The organism is Allobrachymonas wangyanguii (assembly GCF_045055315.1).
GTDB lineage: Bacteria > Pseudomonadota > Gammaproteobacteria > Burkholderiales > Burkholderiaceae_C > Brachymonas > Brachymonas wangyanguii.
Window position 1 is genome coordinate 862,513 of sequence record NZ_CP173677.1, and the last position, 13,915, is coordinate 876,427.

Here is a 13,915-nt window from a genome sequence, read left to right on the forward strand (position 1 = left end):
AGGATACGTTCATGCAGACTTCGATGGCGATCACGGCCCTGCTGATGGGTTTGGCAGGGGGGCCGCATTGCATTGCCATGTGCGGTGCCGCCTGTGCCGGCATTGGCTATACGGCTGGAGAACAGCAGCGACAGCAGACCACGGCGATGGGCCTGTTCCAGCTCGGACGAGTGATCGGCTATGCGACGCTGGGCGCCGTGGCCGCCGCCACGATCCAGGCGCTGGGCTGGCTGACGACGCAGAGCGCTGCCTTGCGTCCGGTCTGGACCATGGTGCATATTGCCGCGCTGCTGCTGGGCCTGGTGCTGCTGGTACAGGCACGCCAGCCGGCCTGGCTGGAGCGCTCGGCGCGGCGTGTCTGGGACAAGGTGAAGACCTTGCAGCGCAAGGGTGGCGTGGCTGGTCCGGTGCTCGTCGGCATGCTATGGGCGCTGCTGCCTTGTGGCCTGCTGTATTCGGCGCTGATGGTGGCCGCCCTGACGGGTGAGCCGCTGCAGGGCGCTGCCGTGATGGCGCTGTTCGTGCTGGGCACCAGCGTGTCGCTGATGGCCGGTCCCTGGCTGCTGTTGCGCCTGCATCACCTGGGTTGGGCCAATGGCCAGTGGGGCGTGCGCCTGGCTGGTCTGGCACTGGCCGTGAGCGCCGGTATTGCGTTGTATCTGGGTCTGGTACATGACCAGGCACCCTGGTGCTGATGGCCTGATCGCAGCGACGGCAGACGCTGTCTGCCCTGAAAAACCAAAGGCCTGCAATGCGTTGCAGGCCTTTGTTGTTGGCGCTGGAGGACGCTTAGCCGCCGAGCAGCTGCATGCCCTTGACCAGCATGCTGATCGCCAGGCCGGTGAGGATCAGGGCGAACACACGCTTGAGCGTCTTGACCGGCAGGGCGTGGGCGGTACGGGCACCGACGGGAGCCATCAGTACGCTGCAGGAGGCGATGCAGACCAGCGCCGGCAGCCAGACATAGCCGATGGAATAGGCCGGCAGGTTGGGGGCGTTCCAGCCGCTGATGATGTAGCCGATGACGTTGAAGATGGCGATCGGAAAGCCGAGCGCGGAGCTGGTGGCCACGGCATTGTGGATCGGCACGTTGTGCCAGGCCATGAAGGGCACGCTGAGGAAGCCGCCGCCGGCACCGAGCAGGCCGGACAGGAAGCCGATGACGCCACCGGCGGCCACCTGGCCACCCGGACCAGGCATCTGGCGGGTGGGCTTGGGCTTGCGGTCCAGAAACATCTGGCCACCGGCAAAGATTACCAGCACGCCGAAGATGATGGACAGCCAGGCGCCCTTGAGCAGGGCAAACACGCCGATGCTGACGACCAGCGCGCCGATCATGATGCCGGGCGCGATGCCCTTGACCAGATCCCAGCGCACCTTGCCGTGCTTGTGGTGGGCACGCACCGAGGAAATGGAGGTAAAGATGATGGTGGCCATGGAGGTGGCAATGGCCATCTTGACAGCAAGCTGGCTGTCCACGCCGCGGCTGGTCAGGATCCAGGTGATGAAAGGCACCAGCACCATGCCGCCACCTACACCCAGCAGACCCGCCATGAAGCCACCCAGCAGACCCAGCATGGCGAGCTGGGCAATCGTAATCGGTTCCAGAATCATGGGCTGGAATTGTAAACGTTGGGGGTGGGGGAGTGCGTCGTGGGGAGATAAGGGTCTGCAGCATGCCATGACCGTCATCCTGAACGGAAGGGTTCAGGTGGGCGAGGGCAGCGAGGCCGTGGGTTCATCTGACGCGAGATGATCACGCTGGCCAGGCGATTTACCAAGCCCGGGCTCCAGGAGCATTGGTTCAAGGAAATATAAAGCCATGACCGCTGCAGACGAGCCCATTGTAGGCCGAACCTGTCTGTCTGGGGTGTCAGCTTTGTAAAAATGCCGACATATTTCACGCGGCCCGTGCCGGGGCCGCGCGCCTTGCTCAGATCAGGCGGCCGTCCTCGGCCAGCGCCTCGTCGATGCGCGCCATCAGGGTCTGCAGGCGGGCCTGGGCTTGCAGCTGTTCCTCGCTCGGGGCGCCGTCTTCGGCGAGCGGCAGTGCCAGCGGCATGGCCTGGGCCTGCTGTTCCTGCTGGATGATGTCGAAGGCCAGGTTGAGCGCGGCCAGCACGGCGATGCGTTCCCGCGCGCGGAGCTTGCCGGCATCGCGGATACGGCACATGGCGGCATCGACACGTGCCACGGCTTCGTGCATCTGGGTTTCGGAGTCTTCGGGGCAGGCCAGCACATAGGCCTGACCCATGATGGATTTTTCAAGTTGCTTCATGCTTGGTCCTTGGCAGCTTCGTCATCGACCGAATCGTGCAGGCCCCAGGCGGCCAAAGGGGCCGAGCTGCTTGCCTGCAGCGGCTGCGCCGGATCGACCGACTGCAGGCGCGTCAGCAGCACGTCCACGCGCGAGCGGGCGGCCGCCAGGCGGGACTTGAGCGAGTCGCGCTCCTGGGTGACTTCCTGCAGCTGCTGTTGCAGCAGGCTGTTGGTCTTTTGCAGCTCCTGGTAGCGCAGCAGCATGCGTTCCATGCGGTCAGCCACATGGTCGAGGGAAATCGGGGGGACAGGAGTAGTCATGGCACCGAATGGCATGAAAAAGATGTGCGGGCAAGCCGAGCTAGACCCTTCATTGTAGATGATGCAACCCGGCTTGTCGGCGGCGCGCCGGGAGCCGTAGCCGGTCTGCCGGGTTTTGCCTGCGTTTGCTTTTACAATGGACGGATTGCTGGTGCCCCGGCGGCCATTCCGGCCAGGGGCTTCAACGGGAAGCAGGAGGAGGGCCAGGGGCCTGTCCGCAGCCTGCGCTGCCCCCGCAACGGTGAACGGCGTCGCTCCCTGGGCGACAGCCATTGCGCAAATGCCACTGGCTACGGCCGGGAAGGTGCCAATGGCCTGCCGTCAGCCCGGAGACCGGCCAGCAAGGGGGTGTGGCCGCTGTGCCAGCACCATGTCGGATGCCGCGGCGGGGTGGACTGCAGGCGTCTGTAAGTACACACATTTCTCTCATGCCCTGGCTGGCTTTCCCTGATCCTGTTGCACGCATCCGCTTGCAGCCCTGCAGCAGCATGTCCGTGCCCGCACAGGAGGCTTCGGCATGAGCGCGCACCACGAACTGATTCTGGGCGGCCAGAAATCGGGCAAGACCGTGCGTGCCGAGCAACTGGCGGCGCAGTGGCTGGCGACGGATGCTGCGCACCGGGCGCTCTACCTGGCCACGGCCCGGCCCTGGGATGCCGAGATGCAGACGCGCATCGTGCGCCACCAGCAGGAGCGTGCACGCCGCGTACCCGGCATGGAGACGCTGCAGATGCCAGAAGGCAGTCGCAGCCTGCCGGTGGTGGAGCTGCTGCAGCAGCATGCATCGCCCGATACCGCGATCGTGCTGGATTGCCTGACACTATGGCTGACGCAGCAGCTGATGCCGCTGGATGGCGATTCGGCCAATGCGGTGCAGGCCGAGCAGGCGATCCACCAGCTGTTGCAGGCGCTGCGCGAGTATCCCGGCCCGCTGTATATCGTGAGTAATGAAATTGGCCTGGGCGTGATTCCGCTGGGACGCGAGACGCGTGCCTTTGTGGATAGCCTGGGCAGCCTGAACCAGCGCGTGGCTGCGGATTGCAGCCATGTCACGCTGATGGCGGCAGGCCTGCCGCTGATCCTGAAATCGACCGACTAGCATCGCAAGGAGCTGACCATGCAAATCGAAGAACCCCCCAAGGACAAGCCCTACGAGACGCCGGAAGGCGAGCGTCGTGGCCTGCTGATCATCAATACCGGCGATGGCAAGGGCAAGAGCACGGCGGCCTTTGGCCTGGCACTGCGCGCCAGCGGCCGTGGCAAGGACGTGAAGATCTACCAGTTCATGAAGGTGCCGAGCGCGCGCTTTGGCGAGCACCGCAGCTTCGAGAAGCTCGGCGTTCCGGTAGAAGGCCTGGGCGATGGTTTCAGCTGGAAGAGTCAGGACCTGGAGCGTTCGGCGCAGCTGGCGCGTGAAGGCTGGGAAAAGGCCAAGGCCTCGATCCTGAGCGGCGAACATTTCCTGGTGGTGTGTGACGAGATCACCTATCCGCTGGTGTATGGCTGGGTGGATCTGCAGGATGTGCTGGAGACACTGCGCAATCGCCCGAAAGAGGTGCACGTGTGCCTGACTGGCCGCCGTTGCCCGCAGGAGATTGTGGATCTGGCCGATACCGTGACCGAGATGCGTCCGATCAAGCATGCGTTTGATGCCGGCATTCCGGCACAACGTGGCATCGAGGACTGAGTTGACTGATTCAGCCGCATTTGCCTACCCGGACGCCGAGCGCGAGGTGGTCTACCGCGTGATCGCGCAGCGACGCGACATGCGGCACTTCCTGCCCGGCTGCACGGTGGAGCCGGAAGTGCTGCAGCGCCTGCTGCAGGCGGCGCACTGGGGCCCGAGCGTGGGTTTCATGCAGCCCTGGCGCTTTATCCGCATCAGCAGCCGCACACTGCGTGAGCAGCTGCATGCCTGTGTCGAGCGTGAGCGCATCGAAACGGCACGCGCGCTCGGCCAGCGTGAAGAAGAGTTCATGAAGCTCAAGGTCGAAGGCCTGCTGGAAGCGGCCGAAGTGCTGGCCGTGTGCCTGGCGGATGGCCGTGAACAGCACGTGTTTGGCCGCCGTACCATGCCCTATATGGATATTGCCTCGGTTGCCTGTGCACTGCAGAATATGTGGCTGGCGGCACGGGCCGAAGGGCTGGGCGTGGGCTGGGTCTCCTTGTTTGATCCGGATGAGTTGGCGCAGTTGTTGCAGCTGCCGCCCGGTGCCAGTCCGCTGGCACTGGTTTGCCTGGGTCCGGTGCCGGCTTTCTATGACGAACCGATGCTGCAGCAGGAGCGCTGGGCCCAGCGCATGCCGCTGGCCGATGTGGTGTTCGAAAATGGCTGGGGACAGCCGGAAACCGGCTTGCCGCTGTAAGGTGCGGACGTTTTACCCGCCTGGAACACGATTTTCATAATTATTAATTTTATATAGACAGACAACAGGAGCCACCATGCTGGACGCACCCACCACTACCCATAACCCTTCCAGCTGCCACGGCACGGCCGAGCAGAGCGTGCATTTCTGTACGCCGCGCAGCCAGCAGCCGCAGCCGGCCAGTACCAACCGCTGGGCGGTCGAGGACATCGAGGCGCTGTTTGCGCTGCCGCTGCCGGAGCTGATGTTCCGTGCCCAGCAGGTGCACCGCGAACATTTCGACCCGGCCGAGGTGGAATTCGCCACGCTGCTGTCGATCAAGACCGGTGGCTGCCCGGAGGATTGCGGCTACTGCCCGCAGTCGGTGCACCACGAGACCCCGGTCGAGGCGACCAAGCTGATGGAAGCCGATGCCGTGCGTGAAGCGGCGCTGAAGGCCAAGGCGGCCGGTGCCACGCGTTTCTGCATGGGCGCAGCCTGGCGCGCGCCCAAGGACCGCGACATCGAGAATGTGGTGACGCTGATCAAGACGGTGAAGGAAGTCGGTCTGGAAGCCTGCTGCACGCTGGGCATGCTGACGAAAGAGCACGCGGCCGAGCTGAAGGAAGCCGGCCTGGACTACTACAACCACAACCTGGACACCGCGCCCGAGAACTACGGCAACATCATCACCACGCGTGACTACCAGGATCGCCTGGACACGCTGGAGAACGTGCGCAATGTTGGCGTGAGCGTGTGTAGCGGCGGCATTATCGGCATGGGCGAAAACCGTCGCCAGCGCGCCGAGCTGATTGGCCAGCTGGCCAACCTGCATCCGCACTACCCGGACAGCGTGCCGATCAACAACCTGGTGAAGGTGGAAGGCACACCGTTGGCCGAGGTGGACGATATCGATCCGCTGGAGTTCGTGCGCATGATCGCGGTGGCACGCATCACCATGCCGGAGGCGCGCGTGCGCCTGTCGGCGGGGCGCACCGCCATGGCGGACACCATGCAGGCGATGTGCTTCATGGCCGGTGCCAACTCGATCTTCTATGGCGAGAAGCTGCTGACCACCGGCAACCCGGACGTGGAAGCCGACATGCAGCTGATCGAGCGCCTCGGCATGCGCGCCGGCAAGCAGCAGGCCTGATCGGCACGATGCAGGATCAGACGTGCCCTGAGCCCGCCGGGAGCAGGGCATGATGCCGGAGTGGCTGGCCAGCCAGGTGCTGGCCGTGCTGGTGGCCTGGCTGATCGACCTGTGGCTGGGCGAACCCTCGCCGCGCTGGCATCCGGTGGTCTGGATCGGTCGCTACCTGCAGCGCGCCGGTGACTGGCTGCAGGCTGATGCGCGCGCAGAAGGCGATGACTGGCGCGTGTTCTGGCGCGGTGCTGCGGCCTGGGGCTTGGGTGCCGGTGTGGTCGTGCTGCTGGCACTGCTGGTGCAGCTGCTGCTTTCGTGGCTGCCCTGGACCTGGACTGGCGTGTTGCTGGGCGTGCTGCTGAAGCCGCTGTTTTCCTGGCGCATGCTGGCTGACGAGGTGGCGGCGGTGGAAACCGCGCTGGCGCAGTCCTTGCACGATGGCCAGCAGCAGCTGGCGCGCATCGTCAGCCGTGACGTGACGGTGCTGGATGCGGTGCAGGTGCGCGAAAGTGCACTCGAAAGCCTGTCGGAAAACCTCAATGACTCGGTGATTGCGCCGCTGTTCTGGTTCCTGTTGCTGGGCTTGCCGGGTGCGGCGCTGTTCCGTTTTGCCGATACCGCCGATTCCATGTGGGGCTATCGTGGTGTCTATCGCGGCAAGCGCTGGGAATGGGCCGGCAAGTGGGCGGCGAAGGTGGATGATGGGCTGGCCTGGCTGCCGGCACGCCTGACCGGCATCGGCCTGTTGCTGGCGGCCTGGCCGCGCCGCTTGCGCCTGTCGGCCCTGCGTCAGCAGACGGCACAGACGCCATCGCCCAATAGCGGCTGGCCGATGGCGGCACTGGCGCTGGCGCTGGATGTGCAGCTGCGCAAGCCCGGTGTCTATACCCTGCATGCTGATGGTGTGCAGGCGCAGCCCGGCCATGTGCCGCAGGCGATCCGGCTGGCGCAGCGCGCCATCGCCATCGTGCTGACGGGATGGCTGGCGCTGGCCCTGCTGACTGGAATCTTCACATGACAACTCTGGACAAGACGCTGCCGATCCATGGCGGCAGCGATGCGCTGGGAGCGGCGCGCTGGGATTTTTCTACCAACAGCCATGCCGGCGGGCCCTGTCAGCAGGTGGTGCAGGCATTGGCGCAGGTCAATGCCACGCGCTATCCGGATCCGGCCTATGCCGGCTTGCGCCAGCAGCTGGCCGCTCGCCATGGCGTGGCGGCGGAGCGCGTGCTGGTGGGCGTGAGCGGCAGCGAGCTGATTGCGCGCATCACGGCTTGCGTGGCGGCACGGCAGCCGCAGGCACGCGTGTGGTTGCCGCCGCACCATTATGGCGATTACGCCACGCAGGCGATGCTGCACGGGCTGCAGCGCACTGGGGCGCTAGCGCAGGCCGATCTGGTCTGGCTGTGTGCGCCCAGCAGCCCGCTGGGGCAGGACATGGACTGTCCGGACGATTGGGCGCAGCTGTCGCCGCAGGCCACCGTGGTGCTGGATTGTGCCTACGCACCGCTGCAACTGGAAGGGCCGACACCGCTGGCCGACTGGCTGGCGCGTGACCAGGTCTGGCAGATCTGGACGCCGAACAAGTCGCTCGGGCTGTGTGGCGTGCGGGCGGCTTATGTGATTGCGCCGGCTGCTGCATCGGTGCAGCAGCTGCAGGCGATGTGGTGGCGGGCGCCATCCTGGCCGCTGGGCGCGCATGGTGTGGCCTTGCTGCAGGCCTGGTGCGAACCGGCGGTGCAGGACTGGCTGGCGACATCGCTGGAGACCTTGCGGGACTGGAAGCAGCAGCAGCTGGACATGCTGCAGGCGCTGGGCTGGCAGTGCCTGCCGAGCCTGACGAATTTCCTGCTGTGCCGGCCGCCGCCGCTGGCCATGGGCTGGGACGCCATGCTGCAGGCCTTGCGGGCCGAGGGCATCAAGCTGCGTGATTGCGCCAGTTTTGGCTTGCCCGGCCATGTGCGCCTGTGTGTGCATGAACCGGCCGCGCAGCAGGCCTTGCAGCAGGCCTGGCTACGCCTGCAGGAGGTATCGGCATGACGACGAAGGCATTGGCACCCTGCGTGATGGTGCTGGGCTGCACCAGCGGTGCCGGCAAGAGCTGGCTGGCCGCAGCCTTGTGCCGTTTTTATGCGCGCCAGGGCCTGAAAGTGGCGCCATTCAAGGCGCAGAACATGAGCAACAATGCGCGCGTGGTGGCCGGTGGCGAGATCGGCAGCGCGCAGTATTTCCAGGCGCTGGCTGCCGGTGCGGAGCCGGATGTGCGCATGAACCCGCTGCTGCTCAAGCCCGAAGCCGATACGCGCAGCCAGGTGGTGCTGCTCGGCCAGGTGGACCAGGCGCTGGGCGCCATGGCCTGGCATGAGCGCAAGCAGCATGTCTGGCCGCCGATTGCCGCGGCGCTGCACGATTTGCGCGCCAGCCATGATCTGGTGGTGATCGAGGGTGCCGGTTCGCCGGCCGAGATCAACCTGATGGCGACCGATGTGGTGAACCTGCACGTGGCGCGCGAGGCTGATGCCGCCTGCCTGCTGCTGGCTGATATCGACCGGGGCGGGGCGTTTGCGCATTTGTACGGCACCTGGGCGCTGTTGCCCGAAGAGGACAGGGCGCGTATTCGTGGCTTTGTGTTGAACAAGTTCCGTGGTGATGCCGCCTTGCTGGAGCCGGCGCCGCAGATGCTGCAGGAGCTGACTGGTGTGCCTGTATTTGGCACGCTGCCGATGTGGCGCGACCACGGCCTGCCGGAAGAAGATGGCGTGTTTGACGACAGCAGCCGCGGCCACGCTGATGACAGTGCCGTGCGCATCGCCATCATCGCGTATCCGCGCCTGAGCAATCTGGATGAATTCGAGCCGCTGCGCCAGCTGCCGGGCGTGCACCTGCGCTGGGTGCGCGATGCCGCCGTGCTGGCCGACTGGCGCGCGCAGGACTGGATCATCCTGCCGGGTAGCAAGCACACTATGGCCGACTTGCAATGGCTGCGCGAGCAGAAGCTGGATGCGGCGATCTGCAGCCATGCGGCGCGCGGAGGCTGTGTGCTCGGTATTTGCGGCGGCCTGCAGATGCTGGGCGAAGCCGTGATCGACATGGAAGGCGTGGAAGGCCTGCAGCCGGTCGGCAGCGGCAGTGCGCCAGGGCTGGGGCTGCTGCCGCTGGTGACGGTGTTCGAGTCGCAGAAGACGGTGCGACGATCGCAAGGACGTTTTGTCGATGCCGTGCCCGGTGCCTGGCAGCCGCTGTCCGGCCTGCCGGCGCAGGGCTACGAGATCCATATGGGGCGCACGGCCGAGCATCCGGCGATGGTGCGCGCCGGCCATGTGGCGTTGCCGGTATTGCACGATGCCGATGGTGCGGCGATCGGCTGGACCAACGGCGCCGCCACGGCGCTGACGCCGCAGCCGGGCCAGGCGCTGGGACTGTACCTGCACGGCCTGCTGGAGCAGCCGGAAGTGACACAAGCGTTGCTCGGCAGTGCGCCGCCGTCCATCAATCAGGTGCTGGATCGAATGGCCGATTTCGTCGAGCTGCACCTGGGCCGTGCCGCCTTGCTGGCGCTGGCAGGAGTAGACTGTGGGCCTGATGGCCAGTTGCATGGTGCGGCTGGCGTAGCTGTTTCCGACACCATGACCCCTGATACCGAATCCCCTGTTTTTGTGCTCGATTGCGATGGCCTGGACGATGAAAAAGCCTTCTGGCAGCGCTACCTGCAACTGACGCAGGCTGCAGATGCCGAAGAATTTGGTCGCAATCTGGATGCCTTCTGGGATGCGCTGTCGGCCCAGGGGCCAGGCTATCCTGGCCCGTGCACGCTGCGCGTGGTGAATACCGAGGCGATCAAGCACTGGCGCGCCGGCGGCTTCCTGATGGCGCTGGAAGACATGGCCGAAGAACTGCCGGCCGGCCACGAGGTGCAGCTGGAACTGGTCGCCGCCGAATGAGGATGCCGATGCAAGAAGCCGATTTTTTCCCCGATATCGCTGATCTGGACAATCCGCAGCTGCAGGCCGAGCTGCAGGCGGTCAATGATGCCAAGACCAAGCCGCTGGGCTCGCTGGGCCGGCTCGAAGAGCTGGCGCTGCAGCTGGGCCGCATCCTGGGCACGACGCGTCCGGTGCTGGTGCAGCCGCAAATGGTGGTCTGCGCCGGCGACCATGGCCTGGTGAAGCGCGGCGTCTCGGCCTACCCGCAGGACGTGACCTGGCAGATGGTGGAGAACTTTCTGGCCGATGGCGCCGCGGTGAGCGTGATGGCGCGCCAGCACGGCATCGCGCTGACCGTGGTGGATTGCGGCGTGGCGCACGATTTTGCCCCGCGCCACCGGCTGCAGGTACGCAAGATCGCCCATGGCACGCAGGACTGCCTGGACGGCCCGGCGATGACGCACGAACAATGCCTGCAGGCGATCCGCAACGGCATGGAGCTGGTGCAGGCGCTGCCCGGCAACGTGCTGATGCTGGGCGAGATGGGTATCGGCAACACCTCGGCGGCCACGCTGATCCTGACGCGCCTGCTGGGCGCGAACCTGATCAATGCGACCGGCCCCGGTACCGGGCTGGACCAGGCCGGCATGCAGCGCAAGCTGGACGTGCTGCAGCAGGTGCTGGATGCGCATCCGCAGGCGGTGCAGCCGCTGGAGGTACTGGCCGCATTTGGTGGTTTCGAGATTGCGACCATGGTCGGTGCCTTGCTGCAGGCCGCGGCCGATCGGCGCGTGATCCTGGTCGATGGCGTGATCGTCAGCTCGGCGCTGCTGGTGGCCTCGCGCCTGGAGCCGCTGGTGCTGCAGCGCTGCGTCTATGCGCATCGCTCCGGCGAGCCGGGGCACCAGCTGATCCTGGACGCGCTGCATGCGCGTCCGCTGCTGGATTGGGGCATGCGTCTGGGCGAAGGCTCGGGCGCGGTGATTGCCTGGCCGCTGCTGGAATCGGCCTGCGTGATGCTGCGCGACATGGCCAGCTTTTCCAGTGCCGGCGTGGCTGAAAAGTCGGCCTGATGTCTGGCGCTGCCGTTCGTGTAGGACGGCACGCCATCGGCAGGTGGGATGTGCGCGCGACTAGCGCGGCAGGGGCTCCGGGCAGGATGAGGCGGCCCATAATGGCTTCGTCCCTGTGCTGCAGCGGCCTGGTCTGCGGATCACGTCAGGCAGCACGACATACAACCTGAAGGAGATTCCCATGCGCAAGAGCACTATCCGATCCATCACGACCGCTGCCATGATCGCCGTCGGTGGCCTGAGCCTGGCGGCCTGTACCACGACGCAGCCGCACCAGCAGCCCACCTCCGCGACCGAGCGCGCCTCGATCGATACGGCAACGAATGCCGCGCTGACCCGCCTGTACAACACGGTGCCGGGCTCGGCTGAGCTGGTGGCCAAGTCGGCTGGCGTGCTGGTGTTCCCGTCCGTGGTGGGCGGCAGCTTTGTGGTGGGTGCCGATTACGGCAAGGGTGCACTGCTGGTGGGTGGCAAGAATGCCGGCTACTACAGCACCAGCTCCGCTTCCATCGGCCTGCAGGCCGGTGCCCATTCCAAGAGCGTGATCTACGTGTTCAACACGGCCGAGTCGCTGGCCAAGTTCCGCGCCAGCAATGGCTGGACCGTGGGCGCTGACGCCAACGTGGCGGTCGCCACCCTGGGCGCCAATGGTTCCGTCGACACCCAGACGATCCAGGCACCGGTGGTGAGCTTTGTCATGAACAACGCGGGCGTGGATGCCGGCGTGTCGCTGCAAGGTTCCAAGATCACTCGCATCAACCCCTGATGCTGCCTGATCATCCGGTCTGAGTGACCGTCAGGGCCGGTGCCGCAAGGTGCCGGCCCTGTTCATTTCTTGGCCAGCGTCTTGGGCTTGAAGTCGCAGAACGGCGCCACGCTGCAGCGCCAGCATTCCGGCGTGCGCGCCTTGCAGACATAGCGCCCCTGCAGGATCAGCCAGTGGTGGGCGTGCAGCAGGAACTCTTTCGGGATGCGCCTGAGCAGCTTTTTCTCAACCTCGAGCACGGTCTTGCCCGGTGCCAGGCCGGTGCGGTTGCTGACGCGGAAGATATGCGTATCGACGGCCATGGTGGGTTCGCCAAAGGCGACGTTGAGTACCACGTTGGCGGTCTTGCGGCCTACGCCGGGCAGTTTTTCCAGCGCCTCGCGCGTGCGCGGTACCTCACCGGCGTGTTCATCCAGCAGGATGCGGCAGGTCTGCAGGATGTGCTTGGCCTTGCTGCGGTACAGGCCGATGGTCTTGATGTAGCTCTCCAGCCCCTCCAGGCCCAGGTCCAGGATCGCCTGCGGCGTGTTGGCGACTGGGTAGAGCAGGCGCGTGGCCTTGTTGACGCCGACGTCGGTGGCCTGCGCACTCAGCAGCACGGCAATCAGCAGCTCGAACGGCGTGTCGTATTCGAGTTCGGTTTCCGGCTCCGGGTTGGCGGCTTGCAGGGTGCTGAAGAAGGAGACGATGGCTTCTTTTTTCATGGGGGATACGGGGGCTGGCGTATAGTTGTTCTTTTCAGAATCACCGATTGTGGCATGGTCGTCCAAGTCTGCGCGCCGTGCTGTTTCAAGGAGAACCCCGTGCAATTCGCCCAACGCCTGCAACACTGTGAAACCTCGGCCATCCGCGAGCTGTTCAAGCTGCTCGGCAAGCCGGGCATCATCAGCTTTGCCGGCGGTTTTCCCGATCCGGCGCTGTTCGATGTCGATGGCCTACGCGCGGCCAGCGTCGATGCGCTGGCGCAGTGGCCGGGCACGGCGCTGCAGTATGGCGCCACCGAAGGCTTTGGCCCGCTGAAAGAGCAGATTGCGCTCTACAGCGCCAACAAGAGCGCGCCGCTGCAGGAACAGGATTTCATCGTCACCACCGGCAGCCAGCAGGCGCTGGACCTGATCGGCAAGTGCATGATCTCGCCCGGCGACAAGGTGATTGTCGAAGGTCCGACCTTTCTCGCCACCATCCAGTGCTTCCGCCTCTACGGCGCCGAAGTGATCAGCGCGCCCATCGATGCCGATGGCGTGCAGGTGGATGCGCTGGAGCAGCTGATCCGCGAACACCAGCCGAAACTGGTCTACCTGATCCCGACTTTTGGCAACCCGAGCGGCGCGCTGCTGTCGCTGGAGCGCCGCAAGCGCGTGCTGGAACTGGCGGCACAGTACCAGGTGTTGGTGGTGGAAGACGATCCTTATGGCGACCTCTACTTCGATGCGCCGCCGCCGCCCAGCCTGCTGGCGCTGAGCAAGGACGTGCCGGGCAGCCGTGACTGGCTGGCGCACTGCGGTAGCCTGAGCAAGATCATGTCGCCGGGTCTGCGCCTGGGCTGGCTGGCCGGTCCGCCGGCGCTGCTGGCCAATGCGGTGATGTGCAAGCAGTTCAGCGATGCCAATACCAGCACCTATGCCCAGGCCACGGCTGCGGCCTACCTGCAGAGCAACCGCCTGCCGCAGGCGGTCAACCAGGTGCGCCGTGTCTATGCCGAACGCGCTGCCTGCATGGCGCAGCAGTTACGCGCCCAATTGGGCGATGCCGTCAGCTTTACCCAGCCGGGCGGTGGCATGTTCTTCTGGGTGCGCCTGACCGGTGCCAACGGCGGCGAGCGCGATGCCGGCGCCTTCTCGAAGCGCGCCGTGGAACAGCTGGTGGCCTTTGTGCCCGGTGCGCCGTTCTTCGCTGAAAATGCCGACGCCAGTTGCTTCCGCATGAGCTTTGCCACCTCGGATTTGACCCGCATCCAGGAAGGGGTGGAGCGCATGGCACGCGCGCTGTAATCGGCATGTGCTAAGGTCGCGTTTCGGTCAAGAACTATATAGTTCTTGGCTGCCATGGATAAGAGCACAAAAAATACACAGGAGATATCT

Annotated in this window: 14 protein-coding genes, 1 pseudogene and 1 riboswitch; of the genes and pseudogenes, 11 read left to right on the top strand and 4 right to left on the bottom strand. The window is 65.4% G+C overall.

Features of this window, described 5'->3' with window-relative positions:
* Positions 1–11: 11 nt before the first annotated feature.
* The gene (locus ACI3EV_RS04040; protein ID WP_329770798.1) at positions 12–695 is read left to right on the top strand and encodes a sulfite exporter TauE/SafE family protein; all 684 of its coding nucleotides are present in this window, start codon (positions 12–14) and stop codon (positions 693–695) included.
* A 94-nt stretch (positions 696–789) separates the two neighbouring features.
* Here the strand turns inward: ACI3EV_RS04040 and ACI3EV_RS04045 are convergent, their stop codons facing one another.
* The 3 genes from ACI3EV_RS04045 to ACI3EV_RS04055 all read right to left on the bottom strand — a co-directional run bounded on the left by ACI3EV_RS04045 (position 790) and on the right by ACI3EV_RS04055 (position 2,580).
* Complete coding sequence (locus ACI3EV_RS04045) at positions 790–1,614, bottom strand: sulfite exporter TauE/SafE family protein (RefSeq protein WP_329770799.1); 825 nt, start codon at positions 1,612–1,614, stop codon at positions 790–792.
* A gap of 319 nt (positions 1,615–1,933) precedes the next feature.
* Complete coding sequence (locus ACI3EV_RS04050; protein WP_329770800.1) at positions 1,934–2,278, bottom strand: cell division protein ZapA; 345 nt, start codon at positions 2,276–2,278, stop codon at positions 1,934–1,936.
* Entirely contained in the window at positions 2,275–2,580 is a 306-nt protein-coding gene (locus ACI3EV_RS04055) for a DUF904 domain-containing protein (protein WP_405198035.1), read from the bottom strand. Before ACI3EV_RS04055 ends, ACI3EV_RS04050 begins: the two co-directional genes overlap by 4 nt.
* Before the next feature lie 132 nt (positions 2,581–2,712).
* Positions 2,713–2,937, top strand: a riboswitch (cobalamin riboswitch).
* 160 nt (positions 2,938–3,097) lie between these two features.
* On the opposite strand from ACI3EV_RS04055, the gene ACI3EV_RS04060 reads away from it, so the two are divergent.
* From ACI3EV_RS04060 to ACI3EV_RS04100, 9 genes and pseudogenes are all read left to right on the top strand, one after another.
* Positions 3,098–3,679, top strand: coding sequence for a bifunctional adenosylcobinamide kinase/adenosylcobinamide-phosphate guanylyltransferase (locus tag ACI3EV_RS04060; protein ID WP_329770801.1), 582 nt, complete (start codon positions 3,098–3,100; stop codon positions 3,677–3,679).
* 18 nt (positions 3,680–3,697) lie between these two features.
* The gene (gene cobO / locus ACI3EV_RS04065) at positions 3,698–4,267 is read left to right on the top strand and encodes a cob(I)yrinic acid a,c-diamide adenosyltransferase (protein WP_329770802.1); all 570 of its coding nucleotides are present in this window, start codon (positions 3,698–3,700) and stop codon (positions 4,265–4,267) included.
* 1 nt (position 4,268) lies between these two features.
* The gene (bluB, locus tag ACI3EV_RS04070) at positions 4,269–4,946 is read left to right on the top strand and encodes a 5,6-dimethylbenzimidazole synthase (RefSeq protein ID WP_329770803.1); all 678 of its coding nucleotides are present in this window, start codon (positions 4,269–4,271) and stop codon (positions 4,944–4,946) included.
* 76 nt (positions 4,947–5,022) lie between these two features.
* A complete protein-coding gene (bioB, locus tag ACI3EV_RS04075) occupies positions 5,023–6,078 on the top strand; it encodes a biotin synthase BioB (protein ID WP_337690788.1) in 1,056 nt (351 codons plus the stop codon).
* Positions 6,079–6,130: 52 nt separating this feature from the next.
* Entirely contained in the window at positions 6,131–7,090 is a 960-nt protein-coding gene (gene cbiB, locus ACI3EV_RS04080) for an adenosylcobinamide-phosphate synthase CbiB (RefSeq protein WP_405198060.1), read from the top strand.
* Positions 7,087–8,112 (top strand): aminotransferase class I/II-fold pyridoxal phosphate-dependent enzyme, encoded by a 1,026-nt coding sequence (locus tag ACI3EV_RS04085; protein ID WP_329770805.1) that lies wholly within the window; start codon positions 7,087–7,089, stop codon positions 8,110–8,112. Before cbiB ends, ACI3EV_RS04085 begins: the two co-directional genes overlap by 4 nt.
* A pseudogene (locus ACI3EV_RS04090) lies at positions 8,109–9,638 on the top strand (cobyric acid synthase); the annotation flags it as partial. The gene ACI3EV_RS04085 and the pseudogene ACI3EV_RS04090, both read left to right, overlap by 4 nt.
* Before the next feature lie 377 nt (positions 9,639–10,015).
* Positions 10,016–11,068, top strand: a complete 1,053-nt coding sequence (cobT, locus tag ACI3EV_RS04095; RefSeq protein WP_329770806.1) for a nicotinate-nucleotide--dimethylbenzimidazole phosphoribosyltransferase — start codon at positions 10,016–10,018, stop codon at positions 11,066–11,068.
* A gap of 181 nt (positions 11,069–11,249) precedes the next feature.
* Positions 11,250–11,834: a YSC84-related protein gene (locus tag ACI3EV_RS04100; protein WP_329770807.1), complete on the top strand. Its 585-nt coding sequence runs from the start codon at positions 11,250–11,252 to the stop codon at positions 11,832–11,834.
* 62 nt (positions 11,835–11,896) lie between these two features.
* Here ACI3EV_RS04100 and nth read toward each other — a convergent pair whose 3' ends face one another.
* Positions 11,897–12,538 carry an endonuclease III gene (nth, locus tag ACI3EV_RS04105; protein WP_329770809.1) on the bottom strand — a complete coding sequence of 214 codons (642 nt, stop codon included), beginning with the start codon at positions 12,536–12,538 and terminating at the stop codon, positions 11,897–11,899.
* A gap of 99 nt (positions 12,539–12,637) precedes the next feature.
* On the opposite strand from nth, the gene ACI3EV_RS04110 reads away from it, so the two are divergent.
* A complete protein-coding gene (locus ACI3EV_RS04110) occupies positions 12,638–13,825 on the top strand; it encodes a PLP-dependent aminotransferase family protein (RefSeq protein ID WP_329770810.1) in 1,188 nt (395 codons plus the stop codon).
* Positions 13,826–13,915 lie beyond the last annotated feature (90 nt).

What these genes read in the sequence shown, in the direction of transcription:
- cobT (WP_329770806.1), top strand. Translation starts at nt 10,016, where the DNA reads ATGCCGATGCAAGAAGCCGATTTTTTCCCCGATATCGCTGATCTGGAC.
- ACI3EV_RS04055 (WP_405198035.1), bottom strand. Translation starts at nt 2,580, where the DNA reads ATGACTACTCCTGTCCCCCCGATTTCCCTCGACCATGTGGCTGACCGC.
- ACI3EV_RS04085 (WP_329770805.1), top strand. Translation starts at nt 7,087, where the DNA reads ATGACAACTCTGGACAAGACGCTGCCGATCCATGGCGGCAGCGATGCG.
- bioB (WP_337690788.1), top strand. Translation starts at nt 5,023, where the DNA reads ATGCTGGACGCACCCACCACTACCCATAACCCTTCCAGCTGCCACGGC.
- ACI3EV_RS04040 (WP_329770798.1), top strand. Translation starts at nt 12, where the DNA reads ATGCAGACTTCGATGGCGATCACGGCCCTGCTGATGGGTTTGGCAGGG.
- cbiB (WP_405198060.1), top strand. Translation starts at nt 6,131, where the DNA reads ATGCCGGAGTGGCTGGCCAGCCAGGTGCTGGCCGTGCTGGTGGCCTGG.
- ACI3EV_RS04060 (WP_329770801.1), top strand. Translation starts at nt 3,098, where the DNA reads ATGAGCGCGCACCACGAACTGATTCTGGGCGGCCAGAAATCGGGCAAG.
- ACI3EV_RS04100 (WP_329770807.1), top strand. Translation starts at nt 11,250, where the DNA reads ATGCGCAAGAGCACTATCCGATCCATCACGACCGCTGCCATGATCGCC.
- cobO (WP_329770802.1), top strand. Translation starts at nt 3,698, where the DNA reads ATGCAAATCGAAGAACCCCCCAAGGACAAGCCCTACGAGACGCCGGAA.
- ACI3EV_RS04045 (WP_329770799.1), bottom strand. Translation starts at nt 1,614, where the DNA reads ATGATTCTGGAACCGATTACGATTGCCCAGCTCGCCATGCTGGGTCTG.
- ACI3EV_RS04050 (WP_329770800.1), bottom strand. Translation starts at nt 2,278, where the DNA reads ATGAAGCAACTTGAAAAATCCATCATGGGTCAGGCCTATGTGCTGGCC.
- nth (WP_329770809.1), bottom strand. Translation starts at nt 12,538, where the DNA reads ATGAAAAAAGAAGCCATCGTCTCCTTCTTCAGCACCCTGCAAGCCGCC.